This is a genomic window from Clostridium saccharoperbutylacetonicum N1-4(HMT), from assembly GCF_000340885.1.
In the GTDB taxonomy this organism is placed as follows: Bacteria; Bacillota; Clostridia; order Clostridiales; family Clostridiaceae; genus Clostridium; species Clostridium saccharoperbutylacetonicum.
Genome location: NC_020291.1, coordinates 4,042,134 through 4,068,371 on the forward strand (window position 1 = coordinate 4,042,134; position 26,238 = coordinate 4,068,371).

General features: G+C 30.2%; 22 protein-coding genes. 3 read left to right on the plus strand and 19 right to left on the minus strand.

The genetic code is table 11. From position 1 onward, the window contains the following. Positions 1–66: 66 nt before the first annotated feature. The 11 genes from CSPA_RS18140 to CSPA_RS18190 form a co-directional block, all read right to left on the minus strand. Positions 67–2,001, minus strand: coding sequence for an aconitate hydratase (locus CSPA_RS18140; RefSeq protein ID WP_015393812.1), 1,935 nt, complete (start codon positions 1,999–2,001; stop codon positions 67–69). Positions 2,002–2,111: 110 nt separating this feature from the next. Continuing rightward, positions 2,112–2,627: a citrate lyase holo-[acyl-carrier protein] synthase gene (citX, locus tag CSPA_RS18145; protein WP_015393813.1), complete on the minus strand. Its 516-nt coding sequence runs from the start codon at positions 2,625–2,627 to the stop codon at positions 2,112–2,114. An 18-nt stretch (positions 2,628–2,645) separates the two neighbouring features. Beyond that, complete coding sequence (gene citF / locus CSPA_RS18150; RefSeq protein ID WP_017810482.1) at positions 2,646–4,187, minus strand: citrate lyase subunit alpha; 1,542 nt, start codon at positions 4,185–4,187, stop codon at positions 2,646–2,648. Beyond that, on the minus strand, positions 4,180–5,079 hold the full coding sequence (citE, locus tag CSPA_RS18155) for a citrate (pro-3S)-lyase subunit beta (RefSeq protein WP_015393815.1): 900 nt from the start codon (positions 5,077–5,079) through the stop codon (positions 4,180–4,182). Before citE ends, citF begins: the two co-directional genes overlap by 8 nt. Further along, positions 5,079–5,375, minus strand: coding sequence for a citrate lyase acyl carrier protein (gene citD, locus CSPA_RS18160; protein WP_015393816.1), 297 nt, complete (start codon positions 5,373–5,375; stop codon positions 5,079–5,081). Before citD ends, citE begins: the two co-directional genes overlap by 1 nt. A 48-nt stretch (positions 5,376–5,423) precedes the next feature. Continuing rightward, positions 5,424–6,536, minus strand: a complete 1,113-nt coding sequence (gene citC / locus CSPA_RS18165) for a [citrate (pro-3S)-lyase] ligase (protein ID WP_015393817.1) — start codon at positions 6,534–6,536, stop codon at positions 5,424–5,426. A 376-nt stretch (positions 6,537–6,912) separates the two neighbouring features. Further along, complete coding sequence (locus CSPA_RS18170; RefSeq protein WP_015393818.1) at positions 6,913–7,587, minus strand: GntR family transcriptional regulator; 675 nt, start codon at positions 7,585–7,587, stop codon at positions 6,913–6,915. Between the two features lie 121 nt (positions 7,588–7,708). Beyond that, the gene (gene citG / locus CSPA_RS18175; RefSeq protein ID WP_015393819.1) at positions 7,709–8,587 is read right to left on the minus strand and encodes a triphosphoribosyl-dephospho-CoA synthase CitG; all 879 of its coding nucleotides are present in this window, start codon (positions 8,585–8,587) and stop codon (positions 7,709–7,711) included. 758 nt (positions 8,588–9,345) lie between these two features. Beyond that, positions 9,346–11,067 (minus strand): methyl-accepting chemotaxis protein, encoded by a 1,722-nt coding sequence (locus CSPA_RS18180; RefSeq protein WP_015393820.1) that lies wholly within the window; start codon positions 11,065–11,067, stop codon positions 9,346–9,348. 194 nt (positions 11,068–11,261) lie between these two features. Next, entirely contained in the window at positions 11,262–12,209 is a 948-nt protein-coding gene (locus CSPA_RS18185; RefSeq protein WP_015393821.1) for a LysR family transcriptional regulator, read from the minus strand. Positions 12,210–12,282: 73 nt separating this feature from the next. Next, complete coding sequence (locus tag CSPA_RS18190; RefSeq protein ID WP_015393822.1) at positions 12,283–13,953, minus strand: acetolactate synthase large subunit; 1,671 nt, start codon at positions 13,951–13,953, stop codon at positions 12,283–12,285. Between the two features lie 545 nt (positions 13,954–14,498). Between CSPA_RS18190 and CSPA_RS18195 the strand changes: the two genes are divergently transcribed. Then, positions 14,499–15,551, plus strand: a complete 1,053-nt coding sequence (locus CSPA_RS18195; protein ID WP_015393823.1) for a galactose ABC transporter substrate-binding protein — start codon at positions 14,499–14,501, stop codon at positions 15,549–15,551. A 188-nt stretch (positions 15,552–15,739) separates the two neighbouring features. Here CSPA_RS18195 and CSPA_RS18200 read toward each other — a convergent pair whose 3' ends face one another. The 3 genes from CSPA_RS18200 to CSPA_RS30285 all read right to left on the minus strand — a co-directional run bounded on the left by CSPA_RS18200 (position 15,740) and on the right by CSPA_RS30285 (position 18,723). Beyond that, positions 15,740–15,982 carry a hypothetical protein gene (locus CSPA_RS18200; protein ID WP_015393824.1) on the minus strand — a complete coding sequence of 81 codons (243 nt, stop codon included), beginning with the start codon at positions 15,980–15,982 and terminating at the stop codon, positions 15,740–15,742. A 113-nt stretch (positions 15,983–16,095) separates the two neighbouring features. Further along, on the minus strand, positions 16,096–17,913 hold the full coding sequence (ltrA, locus tag CSPA_RS18205) for a group II intron reverse transcriptase/maturase (RefSeq protein ID WP_015393825.1): 1,818 nt from the start codon (positions 17,911–17,913) through the stop codon (positions 16,096–16,098). Positions 17,914–18,573: 660 nt separating this feature from the next. Continuing rightward, positions 18,574–18,723 (minus strand): hypothetical protein, encoded by a 150-nt coding sequence (locus CSPA_RS30285; RefSeq protein ID WP_015393826.1) that lies wholly within the window; start codon positions 18,721–18,723, stop codon positions 18,574–18,576. Positions 18,724–18,899: 176 nt separating this feature from the next. Here CSPA_RS30285 and CSPA_RS29250 point away from each other — a divergent pair. Continuing rightward, positions 18,900–20,413, plus strand: a protein-coding gene (locus CSPA_RS29250) for an IS3 family transposase (protein WP_390624469.1) whose coding sequence is annotated in 2 segments (ribosomal slippage) — positions 18,900–19,509 and positions 19,509–20,413 — 1,515 coding nt in all. Because the reading frame shifts where the segments join, the coding sequence is not laid out codon by codon here. 79 nt (positions 20,414–20,492) lie between these two features. Here the strand turns inward: CSPA_RS29250 and CSPA_RS18220 are convergent. Then, a complete protein-coding gene (locus CSPA_RS18220) occupies positions 20,493–20,951 on the minus strand; it encodes an NUDIX hydrolase (RefSeq protein ID WP_015393828.1) in 459 nt (152 codons plus the stop codon). 397 nt (positions 20,952–21,348) lie between these two features. On the opposite strand from CSPA_RS18220, the gene CSPA_RS18225 reads away from it, so the two are divergent. Then, the gene (locus tag CSPA_RS18225) at positions 21,349–22,002 is read left to right on the plus strand and encodes a hypothetical protein (RefSeq protein ID WP_015393829.1); all 654 of its coding nucleotides are present in this window, start codon (positions 21,349–21,351) and stop codon (positions 22,000–22,002) included. Positions 22,003–22,233: 231 nt separating this feature from the next. Here CSPA_RS18225 and ubiE read toward each other — a convergent pair whose 3' ends face one another. From ubiE to CSPA_RS18245, 4 genes are all read right to left on the minus strand, one after another. Further along, the gene (ubiE, locus tag CSPA_RS18230) at positions 22,234–22,938 is read right to left on the minus strand and encodes a bifunctional demethylmenaquinone methyltransferase/2-methoxy-6-polyprenyl-1,4-benzoquinol methylase UbiE (protein WP_015393830.1); all 705 of its coding nucleotides are present in this window, start codon (positions 22,936–22,938) and stop codon (positions 22,234–22,236) included. A gap of 227 nt (positions 22,939–23,165) precedes the next feature. After that, positions 23,166–23,792: a CPBP family intramembrane glutamic endopeptidase gene (locus tag CSPA_RS18235; protein WP_015393831.1), complete on the minus strand. Its 627-nt coding sequence runs from the start codon at positions 23,790–23,792 to the stop codon at positions 23,166–23,168. A gap of 15 nt (positions 23,793–23,807) precedes the next feature. Next, complete coding sequence (gene menA / locus CSPA_RS18240) at positions 23,808–24,707, minus strand: 1,4-dihydroxy-2-naphthoate octaprenyltransferase (protein WP_015393832.1); 900 nt, start codon at positions 24,705–24,707, stop codon at positions 23,808–23,810. A 124-nt stretch (positions 24,708–24,831) separates the two neighbouring features. After that, on the minus strand, positions 24,832–26,223 hold the full coding sequence (locus CSPA_RS18245) for a 4Fe-4S binding protein (protein ID WP_015393833.1): 1,392 nt from the start codon (positions 26,221–26,223) through the stop codon (positions 24,832–24,834). Positions 26,224–26,238: the final 15 nt, after the last annotated feature.

Sequence of the window (26,238 nt, forward strand, 5' to 3'; positions counted from 1 at the left end):
TTATTGAGTTTTTTGTAATTATTGAGTTTTTATAATAGTACTTTTTAAAATTTATTGTATTGATTATTACAATAATTTCTTAATAAAGTTTAATTGTCCACCAGCTAACAACACTTCTTTTTGTCTATCTGAAAGCGTTGCATAAGCCTTAATTTCAGATCCTTGTGTTTCATTTGTTATAACAAATTCACCTTTACTTACTAATTCTTTAACATTTTTAATAACTAACTTATCGTCTTGATTTATTCTGTCGTAATCAGCTGCATCAGTAAATCTTAATGGTAAAATACCATAATTAATTAAGTTATCATGGTGAATTCTTGCAAAAGATTTTGCGAGTACTACTTGAACTCCTAAATACATAGGTGCAAGAGCAGCATGTTCTCTACTTGATCCTTGTCCATAGTTTTCTCCAGCTACTATGAATCCACCATTTTCACTTTCTTTAGCTCTCTTAGCAAATGTAGGATCTATTCCATTAAATACATATTGAGAGATAGCTGGAACATTTGATCTAAGTGGAAGAATTTTAGCACCAGCAGGCATAATATCATCAGTTGTAATATTATCTTCTGCTTTAATAAGACATGGTGCATTTATTTCTGAATCTAATTCTCCCCTTAATGGTAATGGTTGAATATTTGGTCCTCTTCTTACAACAACATCATCTGTATTTTCAACAGGTGCTTCTAACATTCTGTCATCTACAATACGATCCATTGATTCTTTTATTGTTTCTAGAATACTTACATCTACTACATCCTTAGGATCTATTATTACTCCTGCTATAGCACTAGCTGCTGCAACTTCTGGACTTGATAAATAAACTTGTGCGTCTTTTGTTCCACTTCTACCTCTAAAGTTTCTATTAGAAGTTCTTAGAGAAACTCCAGCTGATGGAGGTGCTTGACCTATACCAACACATGGTCCACATGCACTTTCAAGTACTCTAGCTCCAGAAGCAATTAATTTTTGAAGTATTCCATCTCTTGCTATCATTTCAAAAACTTGCTTTGATCCTGCTGCTACAGAAAGACTTACATCTGGATGAACGCATTTTCCATCTAAAATAGCTGCTGCTTTAGCTAAATCGCTGTAAGATGCATTAGTACAGCTTCCTATAAATACTTGATGTAATTTAGTTTTTTCAAGATCTTTTATCTTAACTACTTTGTCTGGCATACTAGGCTGAGCTACCATTGGTTCAATTTCATCAAGGTTTATTTCCATTACTCCATCATATTCAGCATCTTCATCTGGTAATAATTCTACCCAGTCTTTTTCTCTTCCTTGCGCTTTCATGAATTCATAAGCTACTTTATCACTTGGGAAAAGAGAAGTTGTTACACCAAGTTCTGCTCCCATATTAGTTATTGTTTGTCTTTCAGTTACGCTTAATGTTTCTACTCCTGATCCAGTATATTCTAATACTTTTCCAACTCCGCCTTTAACTGTCATAATTCTTAAAATTTCTAAAATAACATCTTTAGCAGCAACTCCTGGTTTTAATTTTCCTGCTAACTTAACATTAATTACTTGTGGCATTACTAATGGAAATGGTTGTCCTGCCATAGCCATTGCTACGCTCATTCCTCCTGCACCTATAGCTATCATACCTAAAGCACCTGAAGTAGGAGTATGACTATCTGAGCCTAATAATGTTTTTCCTGGTGCTGCAAATCTTTCTGTATGAAGTTGATGACATATTCCATTACCTGGTCTTGAACAATATATACCATGTTTTTTAGCTATCGATTGTAAAAATAAGTGATCATCTGCATTTTCAAAACCTGCTTGTAATGTATTATGGTCAATATAGCTTACTGAAACTTCAGTTCTAACTTTTGGTATCCCTAATGCTTCAAAAGCTAAGTATGACATTGTACCTGTAGCATCTTGAGTTAATGTTTGGTCAATTTTAATTAATATCTCTTCGCCTGCAATCATTTGTCCTTCAACTAAATGTGATTGCAGAATTTTTCTTGTTATATTTTGTTTCACTTTTTTATACCTACCCTTCCATTAAGTAAAATATTTATTTTCAAATTGTATACTTGTATACAATTAATTGGATTGCATGATTTTCAAGTATTAGTAGTTGCCTGTGTATATTATTTTTCATAATCAATTAATTCATATATCTTATCTAATAATTCACTAACTGAATGGCTTCTACTTCTTCCACATGCTTTTGCACTATTATTACACAACAAACACTTTCTCAAATGTAAGCCTATTCCACTTCTGCTAACTTGTTCTGCATTTTTATTAATTACATCAAAGTCAAATACTCTTCCTAATTTATGACTTTCTTCAATAGCTGTAGTAATTCTTTTTATGACCCATTGACCTGCATCAACTACTAAGAATGCTTCATCACCATCAGCAGTAGTTTGAACTATTTTACAAAGTAATTTTATATTTTGTTTACTCAATTCTTCTTCTAATAATTCAATACCTTTTTTATGAATATTTGTGAATGTTGGATTTTGCTTTTCTACTCCTGGAATATTTAATGTAAAAGAAATCAAAGTATTTTGATAAATATTAATTAATTCTCTCTGCTTTTCAGCTCTTTTCTCTCTTGCATCAAGTATTTGTTCAAGTACTTGTTTTTCTTTAATCATATCAATTCCCCATTTAATTTATTTTACTTGTCTGATAACATCAATAATTGTTCCATCTCTGTATTCTACTATACCAACAATTTTATCTCCATATTCAATTGGTTTTGCTTTTCCTGTAACGCTTTCTGCTTTCTCTTTTAATTCTTCTATAGTAAATACAGGAAGTTTTGCTTTTTTAAATCTTTCAATTAAATCCTGTCTTAATGGATTTACTGCTATTCCTCTATCAGTAACTACAACATCAATTGTTTCTCCTGGAGTTATTACTGTGTTAACCTTATCTACAATTGTAGGTATTCTTCCTCTAATCAATGGACAAACAATCATTGCAAGTTTTGCACCTGCTGCAGTATCACAATGTCCACCTGAAGCACCTCTTATTACTCCATCTGAACCTGTAATAACATTAACATTAAAATCAGTATCTACTTCTAATGCGCTTAACATAACTATATCCAGCTTATTAACTGCACACCCTTTGTTATGAGGATTAGCATAGAAGGATGCACTTATTTCATAATGATTTGGGTTTTCTCCTATTGATTTTGCTGCTGTTAAGTCAAAACTTTGAGTATCAAATAGTTTTGAAATTAACCCTTCTTCTAGCATTTCTACAAATTGCCCTGTAATTCCACCTAAGGCAAAACTAGCTTTAATGTCTTTTTCAATCATCTTTTCTCTTATAAATCTTGCAACTGCTAGTGATGCGCCACCTGTACCACATTGCATAGAGAAACCTGGCACAAAATAACCAGAAGCTTCAATTGCTGCTGCTGCATATTTAGCAATCAATAATTCTCTTGGATTCTTAGTATATCTTGTAGCACCTGATACTATACCTTTAGGATCACCAATAGCCTCAACTTTTATTACATAATCTACATCAGTTTGAACAATACTTGCAGGTACATTAGGATATTCAACTATATTGTCTGTAATAAGAACTACTTTATCTGCTAATTCTGCATCTACCTTAGCATATCCTAATGATCCGCAGAATGATTCTCCACTATATCCATTTGCATTACCATATTCATCACAACAAGGTACACCTAAAAATGCAACATCAATTTGTGAATCCCCTGCTTCTATAGCTCTAGCTCTACCACCATGAGAACGAATTATAATTGGCGTATCTAAAATTCCATTTGAGATAGCTTCAGCTAAAGGTCCTCTAACACCACTAGTGATTATTTTAGCAACCACTCCATTTTTGATGTGTTCAATTACTGGTTCATGTACTCCATTTAATGAACTTGGAGCTAATGTTAAGTTTTTAATTCCTAGTTTAGCAATAACATCTAGAACCATATTTAAAATAAAGTCACCTTCCCTAAAGTGATGGTGGAAAGATATTGTCATGCCATCCTTAAGTCCAGATTTCACAACCGCATCTTCAATGCTATTCAATAATTTACTTTCTCCAGGCAATACTTGAGATATTTTACGTCCAAATTTACGCTTTTCAGGTTGGAAATCAAATGGTCCATTGTAAGCCTTTAGTTCTCCAAGTCCTTCTATATGTTCTGGTACTTCTCTACCAATTTTATTCTTAAGCAATTTCGTCTCCTCCTTCATTAACATATACACCTGCTGCTTCTGCTAACATAAGTGCTCTTTGAGCTCTTTCTATTATTGGCTTATCTACCATTTTCCCATCTAAAGATACTACTCCTGAGCCCCTCTTTTTAGCGTCTTCAGCTGCTTTTATTACTCTAATAGATTTATCTATTTCTTTTTGCGATGGTGTATATATTTCATGAACAGGTCCTATTTGTCTAGGATTAATTACCGATTTACCATCGAAGCCTAATTGTTTTATTAATTTAACTTCATTAGCAAAGCCTTCTTCATTATTTACATCTGAGTATACTGTATCAAAGGCATATATTCCTGCTGCTCTTGCTGCAAGTATTATTTGGCTTCTTCCAAATAATAATTCTATTCCTTCTGGTGAACGTGTTGTCTTTAAATCAGTTACATAATCTTCTGCTCCAATTGCTATACCCATAAGTCTTTTGCTAGCTGTTGCTATTTCTCTTGCATTCATTACTCCTAATGCACCTTCAACTGCTGCCATCATCTTTGTCTTTCCTACTGGTATTCCTGCTTCTTTTTCTATTCTTGCTATTTCATTTTCTACATCTATAATATCCTGTGCACTTTCTGTCTTTGGTAGTCTTATAACATCAGGCTGTGCTCTAACTATAGCTTCTAAATCTTCCATTCCACATGTATCTAATCCATTTATTCTTACTACTGTTTCAATACCTTCGTAATCTATAGATTTTAATGCATTATGTACTAAAAATCTAGCAGCATCTTTTTCGTTTAATGACACAGAATCTTCTAAGTCAAACATTATTGAGTCTGCTCCATAAATGTGTCCATCTTTAATCATGCCAGGGTTATTTCCTGGTATATACATCATGGTTCTTCTTAGTTTGTACATTAATTTTCGCCTCCCCATTTAAAGTTAGTTTGCTCTGCTGCTCTTAAGGCTGCTGTCTGTACTCTTGCTTTTATAACGCAGTCCAATGCGCCCTTATCATTAGCAGTTACAATTGCACTCTCTATATTCAGCTCTTTTAGTGTACCCTCTATTACTTTTTTAATTTGTTCACCAAATTGCTTTTCTACTGAGCTTTTTAGATTTATTGATATCACTTTATCTGAATTTGGTTCAATTACTATTGTAATATCACTTGATTCCAGAGTTCCTGCCATAGCAGTATTTTTTATTTCCATAACTCTTCCTCCTACCTTGAATTCTAGTTATTTTAAAATTATTAAATTTTAAATCTTATTAATTATTGCCTTAGCTTCTGCTGATATTAAATAATTATAAGTTGACTCAGGAATTAAATTTTTCAATTCCAAGAAATTATTTTCCTTAATTAATTTCCGTACTCTTGATGCACTTGTTATATTATTTCCAAAGCCTATTCTTGGAACTTCAATAACCTCAACTTCATAACTTGGTAATATTTCTTTCATTGTTTCATTATATGTTTTAGTAACTTCACATGTCGGTTCTTCACCTATATATCTTTTGTTAATTCCTAGAGTTGGCACTATATATTCTGCAAAAATTTTAATATCTAATAAAGTATGAATTTTAACAACTTCATCTAATTTTTTTATAAAGTAAGATGGAAAAGTTGCACTTGAAATTATATACTCTTCACCCTTATGCAGCACTACATTTTTTAGATGCCTTAATCCTTCTTCAACTAATTTATATCTAACGTTAGCTGAGAAAACTGATCTGTCTTCTGAAACTAAAAAAACATGAACTACATCACTTTCCTTAGCTGCTTTTTCAATCAAATATTTATGTCCTAATGTGAAAGGATTACAATTTACAACTACAGATGAAATTATTTTCCCTTCAACCTTTTTACTATGAATTCTTTCAAGAAAATTGCTTATTCCATTTGGATCGTTTTCTAATAATAGAACTTTTTTTGGCACTTCTTCAATTTTATAAAAGCCAAAATCTTTAAACATTTTATAATTATCTGGCTTTGTATATACAAATAAATGATTATTACCTCTTCTATATTGTTCACTAATTAAATCAGATACTATTTTATTTGATATCCCCATCCCTTTATAATCTTCATCTACAGCTATACATTTTAAAACTTTACTTTCGAATGAACCAGTAGCAATTAACTTACCATTATCATACAATGCAACTGTGTATTCTATATTGTTATCAAATCTCAAGCCTTGTCTGGTAAGAAACTCTTTTACCTCATTCAATTTTTTATAATCATTACCTTCAATAATTACCACTTCCAAATTAAGGTATTCCATACCATCACTTCCTTCATATTTATAGTAATATTTTATACACATTACATTATTTATAGCTTCATACCTGCTTTGAGCATCACTTCTCAATAATACAAAGCAAAGATTTTTATGACATATACCTGATTAAAATCATATTCGGAGTTGTGATTAATAAAGGTTATACTTTTGTATACCTGTATACAATTTGAAATAGAGATAGAATGTTTTTGTATACCTGTATACAATCTGTTTTGTAAAAATATATATCAAAATACTTTTTGTATATATCGCAATAGCTATTGTATACCTGTATACAATTCACTAAAATAAAAAACTTTGCTTTCTACAATTGATATTATAATATATATTTTAATACATTGCAATCGTTTTTACAAAAAAAATCAGGAATATTTACGCTTTATGTCACATTGTATACAGATATTCATTTTCATACTATGTAAAGTATACCTGTATACAACTAAAATTAAAACAAGTGAATTTCTTTTGATAAAAACCTCTTAGCATTTAATGTATGCTCTCTACCTATCTGTTCAGCTAATATTTCATCTTTATTCTCAAAAGCTTTAATTAATGCTTTATGTTCTTCCATGGCAATAATTCTTCTTTTATTCATAACCAATGTGAAATTTCTTAGCTTTGATAAATATTCATAAATCTGTTTCATTTGATCTATAAGTCTTTGATTATTACTAAAATCCATTATAGTATTATGAAATTCACCATGTAGTCTCCAGTATTCCTTAATATCATTATTATCAATACTTTGTTCCATTTTCAAAAGCATTTCTTTTAACCCTAATATTCGTGCTTCAGAAATATTAGCACACGCTAATCTAAATGCTAATCCTTCAAGAACTTCTCTAATTTCATATATTTCTAAGATATCTCTCTTTGATATGCCTTTAACGATAGTACCTTTTCTAGGAACATTCTCTGCTAAACCTTCAATTTCTAATTGTCTAAACGCTTCTCTAACAGGTGTTCTACTTACTCCCATCCCCTCAGCAATAGACGTTTCTACTAATCTATCTCCAGGCTCAAAACTTCCATCCATGATTGCCTTCCTAAGCCTCTCAAGTACTATTTCCCTAATAGGTCTTAAATCAGTGCTCTCAATCTTTTCAAATATTTGGTCCATTCATTCACTTCCTTACATCATGTCTATATTCTTTTATTTATCTTATATAAATATTACAACTATTATATTGTTATTGCTACAATATTTACAAAAAAATGTTGTTTTCTATATAATATTATACTTATATTCTAATATCTTTTATATATTCTTCTACAAGACTCAAAAACACTGTTATTCCTAATAGATCTGCACTTCCCCCAGGACTAATGTTTCTTTTTATAAACTCTGTACATAAATTATTTATTTTCTCTCTTCCTTTTGCCGTTTTCATCCCTCCTATTGCTATTATTTCTCGTGCTGATTCTTTAACTTCTTCTAACACTTCTACTGAATGTCTATAGATAATAGTAGAATCATTGCAAATTTGCATTATTCCAATAAGAGTGTGAACTAACCTATCATTAATACTTAATTCAAAATTCTCTTTATAAAAATTTAAAGAAAATTCAAAAACTGTTGGAATACCCCTTTCTACTTCTCCTCTTACTCCATCTGTTTTATATTTTAAAAATAATTTTTCACCATGGCTATTTGCATCAGATTTTTTTAAGGTTTCAAGTTCTTTCTTTACTATTCCTGCTGTCATCTCTTTTATGATACCTTGTATGTGTTCAAAACTCTTTTTCTCATAAATAACTTTTCCTATCGCAGCACATGTAATTCCCATTTGAAACAACATTCCTTTATGAGTATTTATGCCTTTAGTTTTTAGAAACATATCTTTTTCAGCTTTTATACCTATCTTCCTTATAGAATTAAATATTTCCTTACAGGACTTATCTGAAAATCCTTCTTGAACAAATAGTGTAAAATATTGATTTAATGCTGATGCACTATCAATAAATGTGAAAAAGTTCATATCTTTATGAGCACCACAAGATACTGGTGATACTAATCCTGGCGATGGATAGCAAGAGACTTCATATATCATAGCTTGAATTGCTAAGCCACTAATCCTCATTGCCACTTCGTTTATTTCAAACATCTTATTTCTATCCATTTATTTTCTCCACGCATCTTTTTTATATTTTTTGCATTATATGCAAAATTATTTAGCTAATTCACGTGATATTTTATCACAATTAATATCGAAATACTATCTTAATTCCAACCATAGTAATATTTCTTGGTCTTTACTATTATAGATTTAAGCACTTGAGTCTATATATCACGTTATTTCTAAAGCTAACAAAATTCAACTTTCATTTTTATAGATATCCAAATTAATAATCAAACTTATTAATGGAATATAAATGCATCAGTGAGAAATTATAATCGTAACGCTACACTAGAAATCAGATACATTTTTCTGGAAGCAGGCATGTGAAATTGAGCTGATGATGGTTCTTAAGCAGATAAGTGAAAGTCCAAATCTATGATTTGGTTTCTTGAACTTAGTTAACTCATTCATAAGTTAACCTCCTTTAAAAAACTGATTTGGTGTGAATCGCTTACTCAGCGAACGAACGTGAGTCGAGTTTCCCCTACGGCTTGTTTTATTTACAGTTTGTCCAGGTTTTACATCTGGAACACGCTGAAATGACGATAAGCCCACATTTAGATCCTTCCAGCGAAAATTTCACTAGTCCTGTGGAAGATAAATGTATCATATCTCGGTAATTGTTGCATAAGACTAATTCTTGCTTTGGACATCTATAATTAAAATCCAATAATTTTCTTTATTTGCACAATAAAAAATGCAGATTATATTGTTTTTTCTCCAATACGATCTGCTGTTTAATTGCTTCTATAATAGTATTATATACTAAATTTTTCTGCTAAACCAATTAATACTTGAGCAGTTTCAGCTTGACTTTGTGCTGATTTTGCAACTTCTGAAACTGCATGGGTCGTTTCATTTATACTGACTAATATATCCTCAGAATTATTAGCTGATTCTACAGATGTAGATGCTAATTCCTCTAATGCATGATTTATTTGATTTATGACTTCATTCATCTGCTCAGACGAATTTGCTATATCACGTGCTACGTCATTAACAAATTCAGCATCCTTTTCATATTGAACTCCTGTTTCTTTAAGTAATTCATAACTTGGTCTAACGTTATTTTCAAGATATTCTAATACTTCTTGTCCACTTTGTGAAATATTATCAAATGCTTCTTGTACTTTATAAACCATTCTTTGAATACTTACAACAGCATTTGAAGATTGTTCTGCAAGGGTTCTTACTTCTTCCGCTACTACAGCAAAACCTTTACCCATTTCTCCTGCTCTTGCTGCTTCAATTGCCGCATTTAGTGCAAGCAGATTTGTTTGCTCAGCTATCTCGCCAATTGAATCTGCCATAAGTTTAACACTTTGCACAACTTTTCCATCTTCTATCGCTTTCAAAATATTTTTCCTATTTTCTTCATATATTATATTTCCTTGTTCTATATTATCATTTGCCTTTTCTTTTATCTTAATAGCTCTTTCTTTAATTTCAATTGCAGACTTAAAACTAATATTTGATTTCTTTGTTAATTCATTTGTTGCATTTCCTATTTCTTCTGCTGAAGCACTAACTTCTTGAGTTGTAGCGCTTAAATCTTGAATTCCCCTAGCTATTCTCTCAGTAGATTCATTAACCAATACCATCTTCGAAGATACTTCTTCTGATGTAGCTGATAATTGTTCACTAGCAGCACTAATATCACTTGCATTGTTAACTATCTCCGTTATAAGCGCCTTCATGTTGTCTTTCGCTTTATTTAAAGAATTAGCAACTTCACCAAACTCATCTTTAGAATTAATATCTACATTTTTAGTCAAATCCCCTTCACCCAATGCAATAGAAAATTTAACAATTTTCTTTAATGACTTTGAAGTAACTAATGATATTAAAACGCCAAGCATTATAGCTATAATTAATCCTAATGCTGTAATTCCTAGAACCATAATTTTAGAACCATTATATGCTATTAAGTTATTCTCAGCTGCGGTGTCTGCCTCACTCATATTAGTATTTATTATTTCATCAAGTGCTTTAAAAAGACCCGTTCTAGTAGCAGTCATTCCAGAAAGCTGTTTTTGAGCAGTTGGATAATCTCCATCCAGAACTGCATTAGATACCTTCTCTCCTATGCCTAAATATTCTTTTGATAGATTTTCTATTTTATTTAAAGATGCATTTTCCTTATCTGTAGAAAAATTATCCTTATAATTTACTAAAAGGTCGTTAGCTTTCTTGGTTGAATCCTTAAAATCATTTACTAGTCCGTCTAATTCACTTTTCTCTATTTTTTCCTTGTAAGTCATTTTTAATAATGTGGCTCTAATATTAAGATAATTTTGTTCTATGTTATTTAGTTGTTCTACTGATTTGAGATTGACATCGTGCATTAACATTGAATTTGACTTTATCTTATCCATATTATATATTCCTATTCCCCCTACAATTCCTATAAACATGGATAAAAATATAAATATAGAAATCAATTTAGTCATCATTTTAAGGTTATTAAACCTTCGCATCATATGCATTTCCTCCAATTCGATAAATTATTCACTCTATTTGTCGTATATTATCGAAGATGCTTTAGTTGTTATTTATTTTTTACATTAATAAAACTCTAATTAAATTTTATATGCAAAATGTATACAATTAATACAACCACTTCAATTTAATAGCATATAAATCTTTAACCTTTGCCTTTCTTATGCATTTAAAATTAAGTAATAGCATTATATTTCTTTTTAGCTATATTAATAAATTCCTTTGCTGCTTGTGATATATATCGATTTTTTTGATAACCTATAGCAAGTGTGCCGTGTGTCTTATTGTATTGTAACTGATAAATATTAACACCAAGCAAGGTATTCTCATCGAATACCAACTTTTTATTATTCATTAATGTTTTAGGATAGAAGGTAATCCCCATTCCCTTTACTGAAAGTGCTAACACTGTTTCAATACTTTCTGTCTCTAAAATAATATTAGGTTTTATCTGCTTTTCCTTAAACATTTCATCTGCAACAATTCTAACGCTATTTTTTGCATTAACCATTAAGAATGGACAATTTTTTAGTAATGAAATATCAACCTCTTTTTCAAGTTTTCTTTTTACTATACCATAACTATCCGGAAAGTACTTAGCTAATATATTATCTGGAACAATCATTAGAATTTCTTCATTACAAAGCGGTACACATTCAACATTCTCAACATTAAATGGTAACATTCCAACAATTAAATCTACATTGCCGCGAAATAATGCTGAATCTAATTCCTTTGAATTTCCTTCAAACAAATGCAGATTAATGCTCGGAAATTTTTCATTATATAACGGTAATATCTCAGGTAAAAAAGCTCTTCCTCTTGTATGAGATATACCTATATATAAATCTCCTCGCTTAAAGTCTTTGATATCTACCAGTTCTTTTACAGATTGTTTCTTTAAATCTAACATTTTTGTAGCATTTTTCACCAAACTCTTTCCTGCCGGCGTTAAGGTTAATGGAACTGTTCGATTAAATAGTTCTACTTCTAAATCATTTTCAAGCTTTGAAATATGACAACTCAACGATTGCTGGGAAATAAATAATTTTTTTGCTGCTTTAGTAAAATTCAGTTCTTCTGCTACCACTAAAAAGTACTCTAAATTAAGAAAATTCACCATATTCTAACCCTACTTCTACCTTATTTAAATTTGAAGTATTAAATCAATATAAAATAATTTTCATTGCTTTATATTAAATATTTTTATAAACTTCACTTAAATGATTTGTTAATTTTACATTCTCATTATAATCAACTTGACAATCAATAACTACTGGCACCACTTGTTTAAATGCCTCTTCCAAGGTTGGAATTAAATCTTCTGCCTTTTCTACACGATAACCTTTTGCATACATACTTTCAGCAAATTTTACAAAATCAGGATTCGTAAAATCTACATAGCAGCTCTTGCCATATTGATCTTCTTGTTTCCATTTTATCAAACCATAATTACTATCATTGAATATTAAAACCACAATTGGTGTTCCAATACGTAATGCTGTTTCTAATTCCTGATTATTCATCATGAATCCGCCATCACCAACTATAGCTAGTACTTTCTTATCTGGATTTATTAATTTTGCCGCAACTGCACCTGGAAGACCAATTCCCATAGTGGCAAAACCATTTGAAATAATACATGTATTTGGTTCATAACAATTATAGTGCCTTGCTATCCACATTTTATGAGCACCAACATCCGAAATAACAATATCACTTGGCCCCATAACCTTTCTGACATCATTTAAAATTCTTTGAGGTTTCATTGGAAAAGCACTATCATCTGCATAGCTCTCATGCTCAGCTACCATTTTTTCTTTTATCTCTAATGCTTTTATTGGTTCTACTTTTCTTGATGTTCTTCTCATTATATTATAAAGTGAATCTGAAATATCCCCAACGACTTCTACAACTGGTTGATAAAGCTTGTTAATATGAGCTTGACTTGTGTCTATATGTACAATTTGAATATTTCCATTTATATTCCACTTTGCCGGAGCATATTCTACAATATCATATCCTATTGCAATCACTAAATCAGCCTCTTCAATAATTTTGTTAACATAGTCTTTTTGTGGAATACCTATTGTCCACATTGAATATTTATTATCAAAAGGAATAATTCCTTTTGCCATCATTGTATTAATTACAGGAATCTTTAATTTTGATGCAAATTCTGTAACTGCTTTTCCAGAATTATTTCTAATAGCACTACTTCCTGCTAAAATAATAGGATTCTTAGCTTTAAATATTTCGCCTGCTGCTTCTTCGATAGTTGTTAAATCTGCATGCTCTTTGGGTTGAACCTTTCTTTGTAAAGGCTTTTCACCAATGCTTACAGGCATTTTTGCAATATTTACTGGTAAATCAATGTGACATGCTCCTGGCTTTTCGCTTTCAGCATATTTAAACGCAAGTCTTACAATTTCGTTTACAGTATCAGGACGCACAATTTGCTTGGTTTTCCTTGTTATTGGTTCAAACATCTTGCAAAGGTCTAAAAACTGATGCGATGTAATATGCATTCTCTCAGTACCAACTTGTCCTGTAATTGCAACAAGTGGAGCACCATCACTATCAGCATCAGCAACACCCGTTACTAAGTTAGTTGCTCCAGGTCCCAATGTTGATAAACAAACACCTGCTTTTCCTGTTAAACGGCCATAAACATCTGCCATGAAAGCTGCGCCTTGTTCATGGCGAGTTGTAATAAATTTAATATTTGAGTTCAAAATTGCATTCATTACTTCTAAATTTTCTTCACCTGGAATACCAAAAATGTATTCTACTCCTTCAGCTTCAAGGCACTTTACCAACATTTCCGCAGTATTCAATTGATTTACTTTCTTTTCTTCAGTATTCATCTTGAAATCTCCCATCTCATTATATTTAATAATTTATATATATTATTGTATCATTCAAGAGCTAGTATTTATAACTTATATCTTTAGATCCCTTTTTAACAAATAATTTCTTAATTTATAACTTTTTCTAAAATATCATACTATAATAAATAATGTTTTTCCAACACCTTTTACCTCGACTTATTACAACCAAATGATTGTAATAAAGCCAAAATATACTACATAAGAACGCAATATGAATTTTAGGAAATATAAGAAACACCCTATATTTCTCCAGTTAATTCAGTAAAAGGCTATAACCTTCAACAAAGTTTCCTTAATATTTAACTACTCCTCTTATTCCTAAATGCTTAAATTAAAACTCAAAATAACCTCTTAACTTTTTCATTCAAATTATTATAATACATAGATTTTTAAATATAGAATAAATTTTTCATTGAGAGACAATCTAGTATTAAATATAGTAATTTAACAAATATGAATCTATTAAGCTGTTATGAAAAAATAGCTTGATTATTCATAGAATTACTCCATGGAGGTTTTATATGAAAATATTTAAAAAGATACTATCTCTTACTTTTATCTCTATATTTTTATTACAAAGTATTAACAAAACTACATATGCTATCCCAAATAGTAGTTCTCAAACTCCACTTAAAGTAGCTGTATTCTTAGATAGCTTTAATGACATATTTATTTCCAATGTGAAAAAAGACTTAGAAGATATTCAAAGTGAAAATGAAAACAAAGTTCAATTTACTTTTTTTAATGCAAATGGAAATCAAGTCATTCAAAATGAAGATATTGATAAAGCACTCAAGGAAAATTTTGACCTTTTGGTATTAAATCCAGTTAGTACTAATATTGATCAGCTTCAAGATACGCTTAATAAAATAGCACAAAAAAATATTCCATTGATTTTATATTATGCAAAAACTAATCCGATAATAAACTTTGTAAAAAATTACCATAATTCTATTATTATTGATACAGATGTAAATCAGTCTGGAATTCTTCAAGGCAAGATCCTAGTAGATACATGGAATGCTAATAAAAAAGATTTAGATAGAAATAAAGATAATATAATTCAGTATGTCATGCTAAAAGGTCCAACTAATAGTCCAGAAACAATTGCAAGAACTAAATATGCTATTTCAGCAATTAATGAAGCAGGAATAAAAACTCAGGAACTTTTAACAATACCTTGTAATTGGGAAGAAGAATGCGCCAGAATTTCAATAGAATCAAGCTTATTAACGCTTGATGGTAAAATTGAAGCAATAATTTCTAATAATGATGCTATGGCAATAGGTGCAATTGAATCATTACAAAAATATGGATATAATACAGGAGATAAATTTAAGTATATACCAGTGGTTGGTATTGACGGATTGTCAAAAGCTAAAGAATTAATTGATCAAGGCATTATGACAGGTACTGTTGTACAAGATTCACGTGCCCACGCCAACGCAATTTATACCATAGGACTGAATCTGATTTCTGGCAATACTCCTCTCAATGGCACAAATTATAAATTTGATGAAACTGGAGTAACAATTAATATGCCTTATACCGAATATAAACCTCATAAACAATAGTCTAATGCTATATCAATAATAAAGTTATGACTGACACAGTTATTCATAATATTTTCCTATAATAAATTAATTCGAATATCTTATTCCTAATCAATTATAAAATTTATTTATATTTAAAAGCTATTATATCTAGATATTAGTTTCACTAATTTATATGATAGTACTTTATGTAGTAGTATTGTGCAGTACTACAATACTGTTAATCTGTCACTTAATGCATTCCATGGCATACTAACGCCAGGTCTTTGAATGTTTACTTCTAAATTACAATCATGTCCTACATAGATATAAGCGACTTGATAAAGAGTATTTTTATCTTTATCTATAATTACAGTTGCTTCTGGAATTATTCCTTTAGTAACTGCTTGTTTCATTTGCTTTTTTATTTTTTCTTTTCGTGTTTCTTCTAACATTGAAAGCTGCTCTGCCATAAATCTGACCTCCTTGCTAATCTGTCGGGTAGGTCGGAAACCTCTCGGTTTCTTTCCCCCCTAAGAACCGTACTTGTGACTTTCACCACATACGGCTCAAGCCATCATTTCTCCTAACAGTTATATTTAAAACGCTTAAATTGTTCTTTCATTAGTTTCATACCTTCTTTACTCGATGGTTCTATCTGTCTGTCATCAAAAAACTTTTTAATTTTACTAAGTTGGCTATTTCCACCATACTTTATCAGTAATTTTTGATGTTGGTCATAGCAATTTTCATGTAATATCTCAAAGTTTCTATAAACATTCTTTCCGCCAAGTACCTTGGGTACGACTTGGTTTATTTTCAGATTTTCTTCACTGAATAATGATTGGTTGCAAATTCTACATTGATGTTTACATTTTTTAGCTAATTTTTGTCTACTCAAAATATTGTTTCTTTTAAATTCTTTTTCATCTCTTTTCATGAAGTATTCTTCTAATGTTTTATCATCTGGACTATTCTTGTATTTAATCAATTGATATCTGATTATAGGTATCCAGATCATTTTAATCAGTTGACAATTCTTAATGCTTTTATCCGTTAATAACCACTTTGAAGTACTTATGCCATGTATATCTTTGCTAAAGTATTTCTTGATAATCCATTTCCATGGTTTATTTGGGTGCAGAACTTTAAGATATCGCTTAACCTTAGTCCATATGTAATAATCTATGGCTTTGAATGTTTCTTTAGATACAGAGCTTGACCAATAGTTTCCTATTCCTCTTATGATTGGATTCAATTTATTTATTATAATTCCAATTTGTTCACCTCTGTATTTTATAAATACTTCTCTAATTTTCTGTTTAGCCTTTTTAACACTATCTTTGGATGGTTTGATTAATAACACCATTCCTCGTATTGTTTTGTATTGCCTTACATTGAAACTAAGGAAGTCAAAGCCATCACTTATATGAGTAACCTTGGTTTTCTCGTCGGCTAAAGCCAGTCCTCTTTTTTCGAGATATGGCTTTAATCTATCATACATAGATTTAGCTTCTTCTTTAGTTTTGCATAATATTACAAAGTCATCTGCATATTTAACGATTCCTATGGAATTAGAGTCTAGGTAATATCCTTGTGTACTCTTTTTATATCTAACACCTAATTCTTCTTCCATTCCATGCAATGCTATATTTGCAAGTAATGGCGAAATTATTCCACCTTGCGGTGTTCCGGTAATGGTTTCATTAAATACTTCATTGTCGATATATCCAGCTTTAAGCCATTCCACAATAGTTTTCTTGTATGGAAAGTTATCTAAACATGATATCATATAGTCATGATTTAGATTATCAAAACATCCTTTGAAATCTCCTTCGAAAATCCATTGTCTTTTTGTACCTCTACGTAATTTTAGAAAAAGTTGTTCTCTTGCATCTTGTGCACTTCGTTTTGGTCTGAAACCATATGATATAGATTCAAACCTACTTTCCCATTGTGGTTCCAGTGCATTTTTAACAATATTTTGATATATTCTATCTTTGATTATTGGTATCCCTAGTGGTCTTAATTTCCCATTCTTTTTAGGTATATAAGTTCTTTTTGCTGGTTTGACTTTTATTGATTTAACATTATAATTTTTAATTAGATTGTATAGTTTAATTCTCTCATTATCATCGATTATTATCATTTTATCAATTCCAGCAGTTCGTTTACCTTTATTTATTTGGGTAACCCTTTTAATCGAAAGCAATAGATTTGCTTTACTTCTAATCATTAATCTTTGAAGTTTTCTGACTTTCCTTGTTTGTCCTAACTGCTCGGCATGAAAAATTCGTTGTCGCAATTTCTTCACATATTTGTAGATTTTCCTCCAGTTAATAGAGTTCCAATCATAAACCTGTGGAGCAGTAGCCGACTTATTAATTTTTATATAAGTTTCCATAACTAAACTCCTCATTTCAAGTTAATTACTTTTCGTTTTTTCTCATGTTGACGACCATGTGGAAGTCTGCACACTTTCGTGTTAGAGCAAATTCTGAACTCCTATCCGACAAGTTATTTATTCCTTTGGACTTTCGTCCTATCGGCGTTCGCTTTCTCCACATTCCCATACCCTTTGCACATTGTAACGTTCTTACGATTGTCCTACCTATTAAGGAGCACATAGGGTTTACCAAGTTCCACTAATAACAGATACAAATGAGTTAAGTGTCCTCCTATATTCCGGTGGATATATGGGTCATTCCATGGTCTACCTACTATACAACCTTTCCTATCCACAATATAAGCTTATCAGTCACTTTAGCTTATTTACGCCTTACGAAAATTACAAAGGTTCAACATTTGTTTACACATTCTCATTCTTTCCCTAGCCTTGTAGTTCAATGTGACTATGTCCTACATTAGACCTTTAACTCTCCTGCAACCCACATTTCAATTACTCAAAATGCAGTTTTGAGCGGGAATATGCTTAATGACTAGCATAGTTTCCTATTGGAAACGCTGTTATTTAGCGACTTCTTGTCGCACAATAGTATGGCGTATTACCTATCCCTTTTAATTGGTTCGTTTTTCCACCATCTTTTGTTAGTACATTCACTCTCTAGCCATTTAATCGCCCCTGTCTCTTTAATTTAACTTCCTTCTGAAACTCTCTTACTTCTTTCCTTGGATGGTTAGGGAATTCAAGAAGCAAAGCTAAAGAATCCACTGCTCTTTCTTTTGTTCCAAAATAAACTTCATAGTTTGTCATTGTTGCTCTACCTCACTTTCTTACTAAATTTGCGTAAAAAAATACCGCAAATTCATTTTTATGATATGCTCCCTTTAAGGTAGACAGATTAAAAAATAAAAATCTGTTATTTTAAAGGGGGTATTTTTTTGTCTAAAAGATCCAAATATACAGTAGAAGAAAAGTATAATATTTTAATGGATTATGATAACGGAGTTGGTTCAATACAAGAGATCTGCATTAGCTATAAAATTAGTACATCTACTTTTCATGAATGGAGATATAAATATGAAAAGCATGGACTGGACGGATTAAAAGAATCAAGAAAATCTCAGAAATATTCAAAGGAAATAAAGGAACGAGCCCTGAAAGACTATTTTTCAGGGAAATACTCACAGATGGAAATTTCAAAGAAATACGGAATATCGAATAGATCAGTATTTAAACTTTGGATAAACAAGTATAATAGTCATAGAAAGATAATTGCAACACCGGAAGGAATGAGGCACTCTATGACAAAGGGAAGAACTACATCTTTAAATGAAAGAATTGAAATTGTACAATACTGTATTGCTCACAACAATGATTATAATAAGGCCGCTGAGACTTATAAAGTCTCATATAATCAAGTATACCAATGGGTTAGAAAATACGAATCTGGCGGAGAAAATGCACTCCAAGATGCGCGTGGCAGAAAAAAGCCTGATTCAGACCTAACACCTGAAGATAGAATTAAGCTTGAAATGAAAAGACTTGAAGCTGAAAATGAAAGACTAAGAGCGGAGAATGCATTCCTAAAAAAATTGGAGGAACTAGAAAGGAGGCGGTATTAAGCCGAATAAGACAAGAAAACAAATATATTGCTATAGAGGAACTTCATAACACTGAAAAATTCTCTATTTTATTATTGTGTGAAATAGCAATGATTTCACGTTCATCATTTTACAAATGGGCAAATCATGAAAAATCTACTTTGGAAAATGAGAATAAAATGTTAGTTGATGAAATTATTAAAATCTATGAGGACGTAGATGGCATTTATGGATATCGAAGAATGACAATGAATTTAAATCGAAAACTAGGTGAAAATTTCAACCACAAGCGTATTTACCGACTTATGAAAGTTGCAGGGCTACAATCTGTTATTAGAAGAAAGAAGAAACGTTACATAAAATCAATTCCTCAGCAAGTAGCAGAGAATATTCTGAACCGTAAATTTACAGCCGATAAACCTAATCAAAAATGGCTTACAGATGTTACTGAATTTAAGTATGGGAACTCTAAGAAGGCATACTTAAGTGCTATATTAGATTTAAATGATAACTCTATTGTTTCATATGTACTTGGACATTCTAACAACAATGAACTTGTATTTAAGACTTTAGATTTGGCGCTTACAGCTTCGCCCGGCGCAAAGCCTATTCTTCATAGTGATCGAGGATTTCAGTATACTTCATATGGATTTAAACGTAAATTAACATTAGCAGAGATGACACAAAGTATGTCTAGAGTAGGTAAATGCATAGATAACGGTCCTATGGAAGCATTTTGGGGAATCCTTAAGTGCGAAAAGTATTATCTATATAAATATGATACATATGACGAACTTTCCAATGCAATTGACGACTATATAAGTTTCTATAATAACAAAAGATTACAAAAAAGATTAAACGGCCTAAGTCCTTTGGAATTCAGGGCTTTAGCCGCTTAAACTATTTTTGTTATTTTCACTGTCTACTTGACAGGGTGCAGTTCATTATGAATAGTGCGATATTTGTATACTTCAAAGTCTACATTTCAATTATTTCACTATACTGGATGTTATCCCTATAATTATCAAGAACTACTTTTCTAATATCCATAATGTCATTTGGAATATCATTTATTTTAAACCATTTTAATTCCGAGCATTTATCTGGTTCCATGATTTTAGGTATACCATCATACTCATTAACGATAAAGTAAATATCATAATATGTTCTTCCTCCAACATCGTTAACACGATGAGATAAATGAGCAAAAGATACATCTGCTATTTTTACGTCAATTCCTAATTCCTCTGCACATTCCCTCACAACAGCCATTTTAGCTGTTTCATTTTCATCGACATGTCCACTACCTGCCATATCCCACATTCCATCTTTATAGCCAGTATTTTTCCTGCGATGCAATAAAATTAGCGCATCACCATCTTTTCTCTGTAAAATAATTGGAATTATAGCTGATAATGACCTAAAATGTTCTCCCATTTTTTCACCTCTACAAATTACTATTTATTTCATAATAATTATAACATATATATCACACTATTCAATTTTCAAAGAACACTATTTTCATGAATTACTACGCACTCTCTACAAACAACGCAATATCATACTTCTATAGTTACAATAAAGGTAAAAGATACAGAAACTATTTGCCTTGAAAATTTCAACCCTAATTATACCAAGACAGATGTTAGAATTGTTGACAGAAATTCTAATTGGGTTTTATTGACTTTAAACTTAAACATATATTATGATACTATATATATTTATTTACCAAATGGGTAAATATAAATACAATTTAACTCTGTTGTCTATAATTTATTACTCATATTGTGAATGCAATAAATTCCATTTTAATATAGTGAAAGGAGCTTATGCAGTGAAAAAACTAAAATTTATTGGGTTAATAATATTATTGTTATTACCAATTGTAGCCATTAGCTGTACATCACAAGATAACTCTAAAACTACAGCTAATAATACTATCGAAAAAAATAAAAATAATACTGAAAATGACACTTCTAAGAAATATCAGAATACCCCTGAAGCACAAAAAATTCTTGAAGCAAATCAAAGAGAAGATAATGAAAAAGATAATACTAACATCGATAAGAAATATAAAGATTTAGATAAATCTACATTAAATTATAATAACGGATATTCATCTAATACTTACTATGAAACTAAAGAAAGTTTTGTTGGAAGTGAAGCGGCAATCCCTAAAATTAATAACAAAAAATATATGGAAATACTGAAAGATTATACCTATGCAAGTGAGGTGAATCCTACAAAAATACCTTATAGTGAAGCAGTAAAACTTGCAAAAAGCATATTACCTGATGATATAAAGGAAGTGCAGAAAAAATATGATAAGGATACCTCCACAACTTATGTAAGTTATTCCTCTAGCAAAGGGAATTTTGTAGTTGGATTTTCTTATGATTATGATACTTCCCAAGCTTCAGGTTTTAATCCAAATTCTGATAATGAAATTATTGTTGGTATACATTATCTTAAACAAATATCTGAATAAATATAATCAATTACTTAAACAACAATTCAGTTATATTTTTCTCATAATATTTGCTATAATATTTTAACAAATCATTTTAAATAAAAAAGGCTATAAGCATTAATTTTCAGTGTCTATAGCCTTAAACCTTTTTAAGAAAGTAATGCAAATATTAAAGTTATATTTAAATAAAATTCTCATTTTATTATAGCAATCTAGAATATCTATTTCTGATATTAAATAAATATCCTTTCACTTAATTCCATAATGTATAGATGAAATACCAAAAGTCAAGGATTTATACCCTGCATCCTTAAAACCAATCTCACTAAACTTTTCTTTAAGTAGTTTTTTACTCATAAACATATTAACTGAATCTCTAAGATAATAATATGCTTCTTTATCTCCTGTACCTATTGATCCGACTGTTGGTAATACATAATTAAAATATAAATCATATATATTTTTTAAAATTGGTATATTAGGTTTAGAAAGTTCTAAACATATTACTTTCCCTCCTGGTTTTAAAACTCTATACATTTCTGATAAGGCTTTGTTTTTATCAGCAATATTTCTTAACCCAAAAGCTATTGTAATACAATCAAAGGTGTTTTCTTCAAATGGTAATTTTGTAATACTGCCTTTAATTAATTTATAGCTATAATCCTTTAAAGATTCACTTAATCTTTTAGCTCCAACGTTAAGCATTTCTTGGCTAAAATCTATTCCAATAACTGTAGTATTTTTTCCAACAGACTTGCATTCATAATTAATCATTTGTCCTGTGCCACAACATAAATCTAACACCTTTTGTCCTTCTTTAATATCACATATTTTTATTGCTTTTCTTCTCCATAGTCTATCAATATTTAATGTTAAAATTGAATTTAATATATCATATCTTTTTGCAATAACAGAAAAAATCTTTTCCACCTCTGACACATTAATTTCTACCACTATAATCACCACACCTTTTTTTATTCTTCTATTATAAAAAATTGTTAATCTATTTATTAATTTTATTTCCTACATATATCTCTTATACAATTTTATTATTTTAACGTATTGTGCTAATAAATTTAATAAGATTAAAATAGTGAAAAATGAATGGTGAATAATTCATCATTCATTATTTAAGATATCAGTATAAAGAACTAGCACAACGAGTTGCTTTAAATATCCTCTTATATTAGTGGAAACAAAACAAATACTGTAAAATCCCAAATTGCATGAGATATTATTATTGGTACAAGGCTCTTCTCTTTCTTATAAATCCATCCCCAATATATTCCACATACTAACGCAGCTATCACAAGCATAAAATTAAATGTAATTATATGAACGCCAGAATATAATAAAGTTGCTAATATATATCCTTTATTTTCACCAAATTTTTTCGTAAGATTTTTTTGTATAAAACCTCTCCAATATATTTCTTCTCCAGGTCCTATTATAAACATTAATAGGATTCCTATGAGTAATGAACTCCCCTGTACCCTATTACTATAAACTGATGATATTTGAGCATCCTTAAAGGGAAATAAATATCCCGAAATTATATTTCCAGCATAAAAAACAAAGTATAATATTATAGCTGAAATAATTCCAATTAATATGTACCTTAATTTTATATTGCTAAATGAAATTAAGTTTTTATCGGAGAACAAAGCTATAGTTACTAACGCTAATATAGACGCACTCATTTCAATCCAAAAATTAAATGGCTTTACTACAAATATTACAAACCACAATATTGTAGCTATGATTAATGATGAAATAATTACTTTGTTTTTACTTTCATTTTTATCCAAAGCTTTACCACCTTTCTATAAAATATAAGATAAAAGTAACGATAAAATTAAAAGAATTCCAAATTGACCTTGAAGCTTACCACTTTCTTTATCAAGCTCTGCAATATAATCGCTTGAATCTTTAGCAATTCTTAATTTGTTAATATTTTTAGTAGCAGCTGATACTGTTATTAAACAAATTAAACTTATATAGGGAATATATTTTAAAATGATTATTATGATGAGAAAAATATACGAAAGTACAATCAGGCTTAAATATACTTTTTGCGCTTTCTTGTGGCCTATACTTATTGACAGTGTTTTTATACCAGCTTTCTTATCATGTTTTATATCCCTAATATCATTAGCATGTAATATTGCTGTAGTTAAAAGTGCAGTTGGAATTGATATTAAAAATGACTGCATCGTAAACTTCTGCATCTGCAAATAATACCCTCCAAGTGTCATTAATGGTCCAAAAATTATAAATACCAAAGGTGTACCCAATCCTCTATATTTAAGCTTTAATGGTCTTCCTGTATAAAAATATCCACACAAAGCACCAGCAATCCCTAGAATTAAAATCACAATTCCTACATTGTAAGCCAAGTATAAACCAATTAAACAACCTACAATCAGTAATAATATTCCGCTTTTATATACTTCTTTTAAAGTCAGCAGTCCTTCAACAACTACTCCGCTGGAACTATGAGAATCCTTTGTATCAACCTTATTTATAAAGTCATCATGATCATTTAATAAATTTACTGAAGATTGCAGAAAAATAATTGCTATGACTGAAAGTATAAAATATCCAAGATTAAAATTAGGCTCTTTTAATGCTAATATTCCTCCAAGTATAACTGGAATTACTGAAGCTGTTAAAGAAAAAGGCCTTGAAGCCCTAATAAATAACTTAAATTTTTCAATTGTCATTTTATTTTTAATCACCTCTATCAAGTAATCTTTCTTGATTAGTATTAATTTATTCCTTTTATAAGATTCAAAAAATAATATTATAGCTTATCTAAAATTTTTTTAGATAAGCTATAATATATTATTACATACGCATTGCCATAGGTAATGAAAATAACATTATGTTCACTACAGCAAGTAATATTAAAAGAACAGTATATACAATTGTTATGCTAACTTTTTTAGTTTCATAATTATTCTTAGATATTTTATATACAGTATATATTGAACCTAAAGTTCCAATTCCTATTAGTAAGAACTGAAATACTTGTATTGTTGGATCATCTAAAATAGCTGAAGACGTATGCTCAACGCTCACTCCAAATAATTCTATAAATGTATAAAATATTGATTTTCCCTCTGCTAGTAAATGGAATAAGTTATGAGCTATATGTGCAGCCATATCTAATGGTATAAGGGCATATCCATACCTCATGAAATTTTCTTTTAATGAAGCTTTATTGAATATTTTTGCAACTAGTCCTGTTACCGATAATAATGCTACAGGTATAGCCATTGCTATAATAAATGTTATTGTAAAAGTAATAGCATAATTTTGTGTTCCTGTTACATTTTCAAGCCATGTTAACATTCCATCCCATATTTCTAACATTGTAATATTTTGTACAAATACTATACCCATTATTACGACAGCTAAAAATGCTGCATCTAATCTTGGCTTTCTAATAAACCATAATTCCTTTGTAGGTACACGCAATGATATGTTAATTGAATTATTTGGACAATTCTTTACACAGTTACCACAGAAATTACATTCTGAATTATCTTCCATAGTTTTTGGGAACTCAAACATTGGACATCCATCTGCCCTCTCAGTTCCTTTATAACAATGTGCAGCAGTACATTTTGCACATATTTCTTTTGTTCCACGTAATTGTAACATCCCTGCTCTAGAATAGTTTCCTGATAATCCTCCTAAGAAACAAAGATATCTACACCAAGTTCTTCGTTCCCAAAATGCACCAGAAAATATTACTCCAATAGTAATTAATAAAAGTAAAGTTCCTGAACCTCTTGGCGATTCAACTACTCCAAAGACATGATCACTCCAAGTAATAGCTAAAAACATTGCATCTATAAGCCATACACCATATTTTTTTAAAAACCTAGGTACTGGTTTCTTATTTCCTACAAATTTTTGAATTACATCGCTTAATGCTCCAAATGGACATATGGAACACCAGAATCTACCTGTTATAAATAACATTATAGGAAGAATAGGCCACCATAATACCCAAGTTCCAGCTGTACCAAAGTTATCGTGAGCTTCATCAGGACCAGTTAATAATTGAAATACGATAAACGCAAAAACTAATCCTACAAATAATTGAAATATTCCTGGATACCATTTACTTTTAATAAAGCTCTTAAGCATTTTATTATCTAATAAATTATTTCCTTTTTGCTCTTGCGATGTTTTTGTTTCACCACTAAGTTTATTGTCCAATTTTGACATTAAACAGTCACCTCT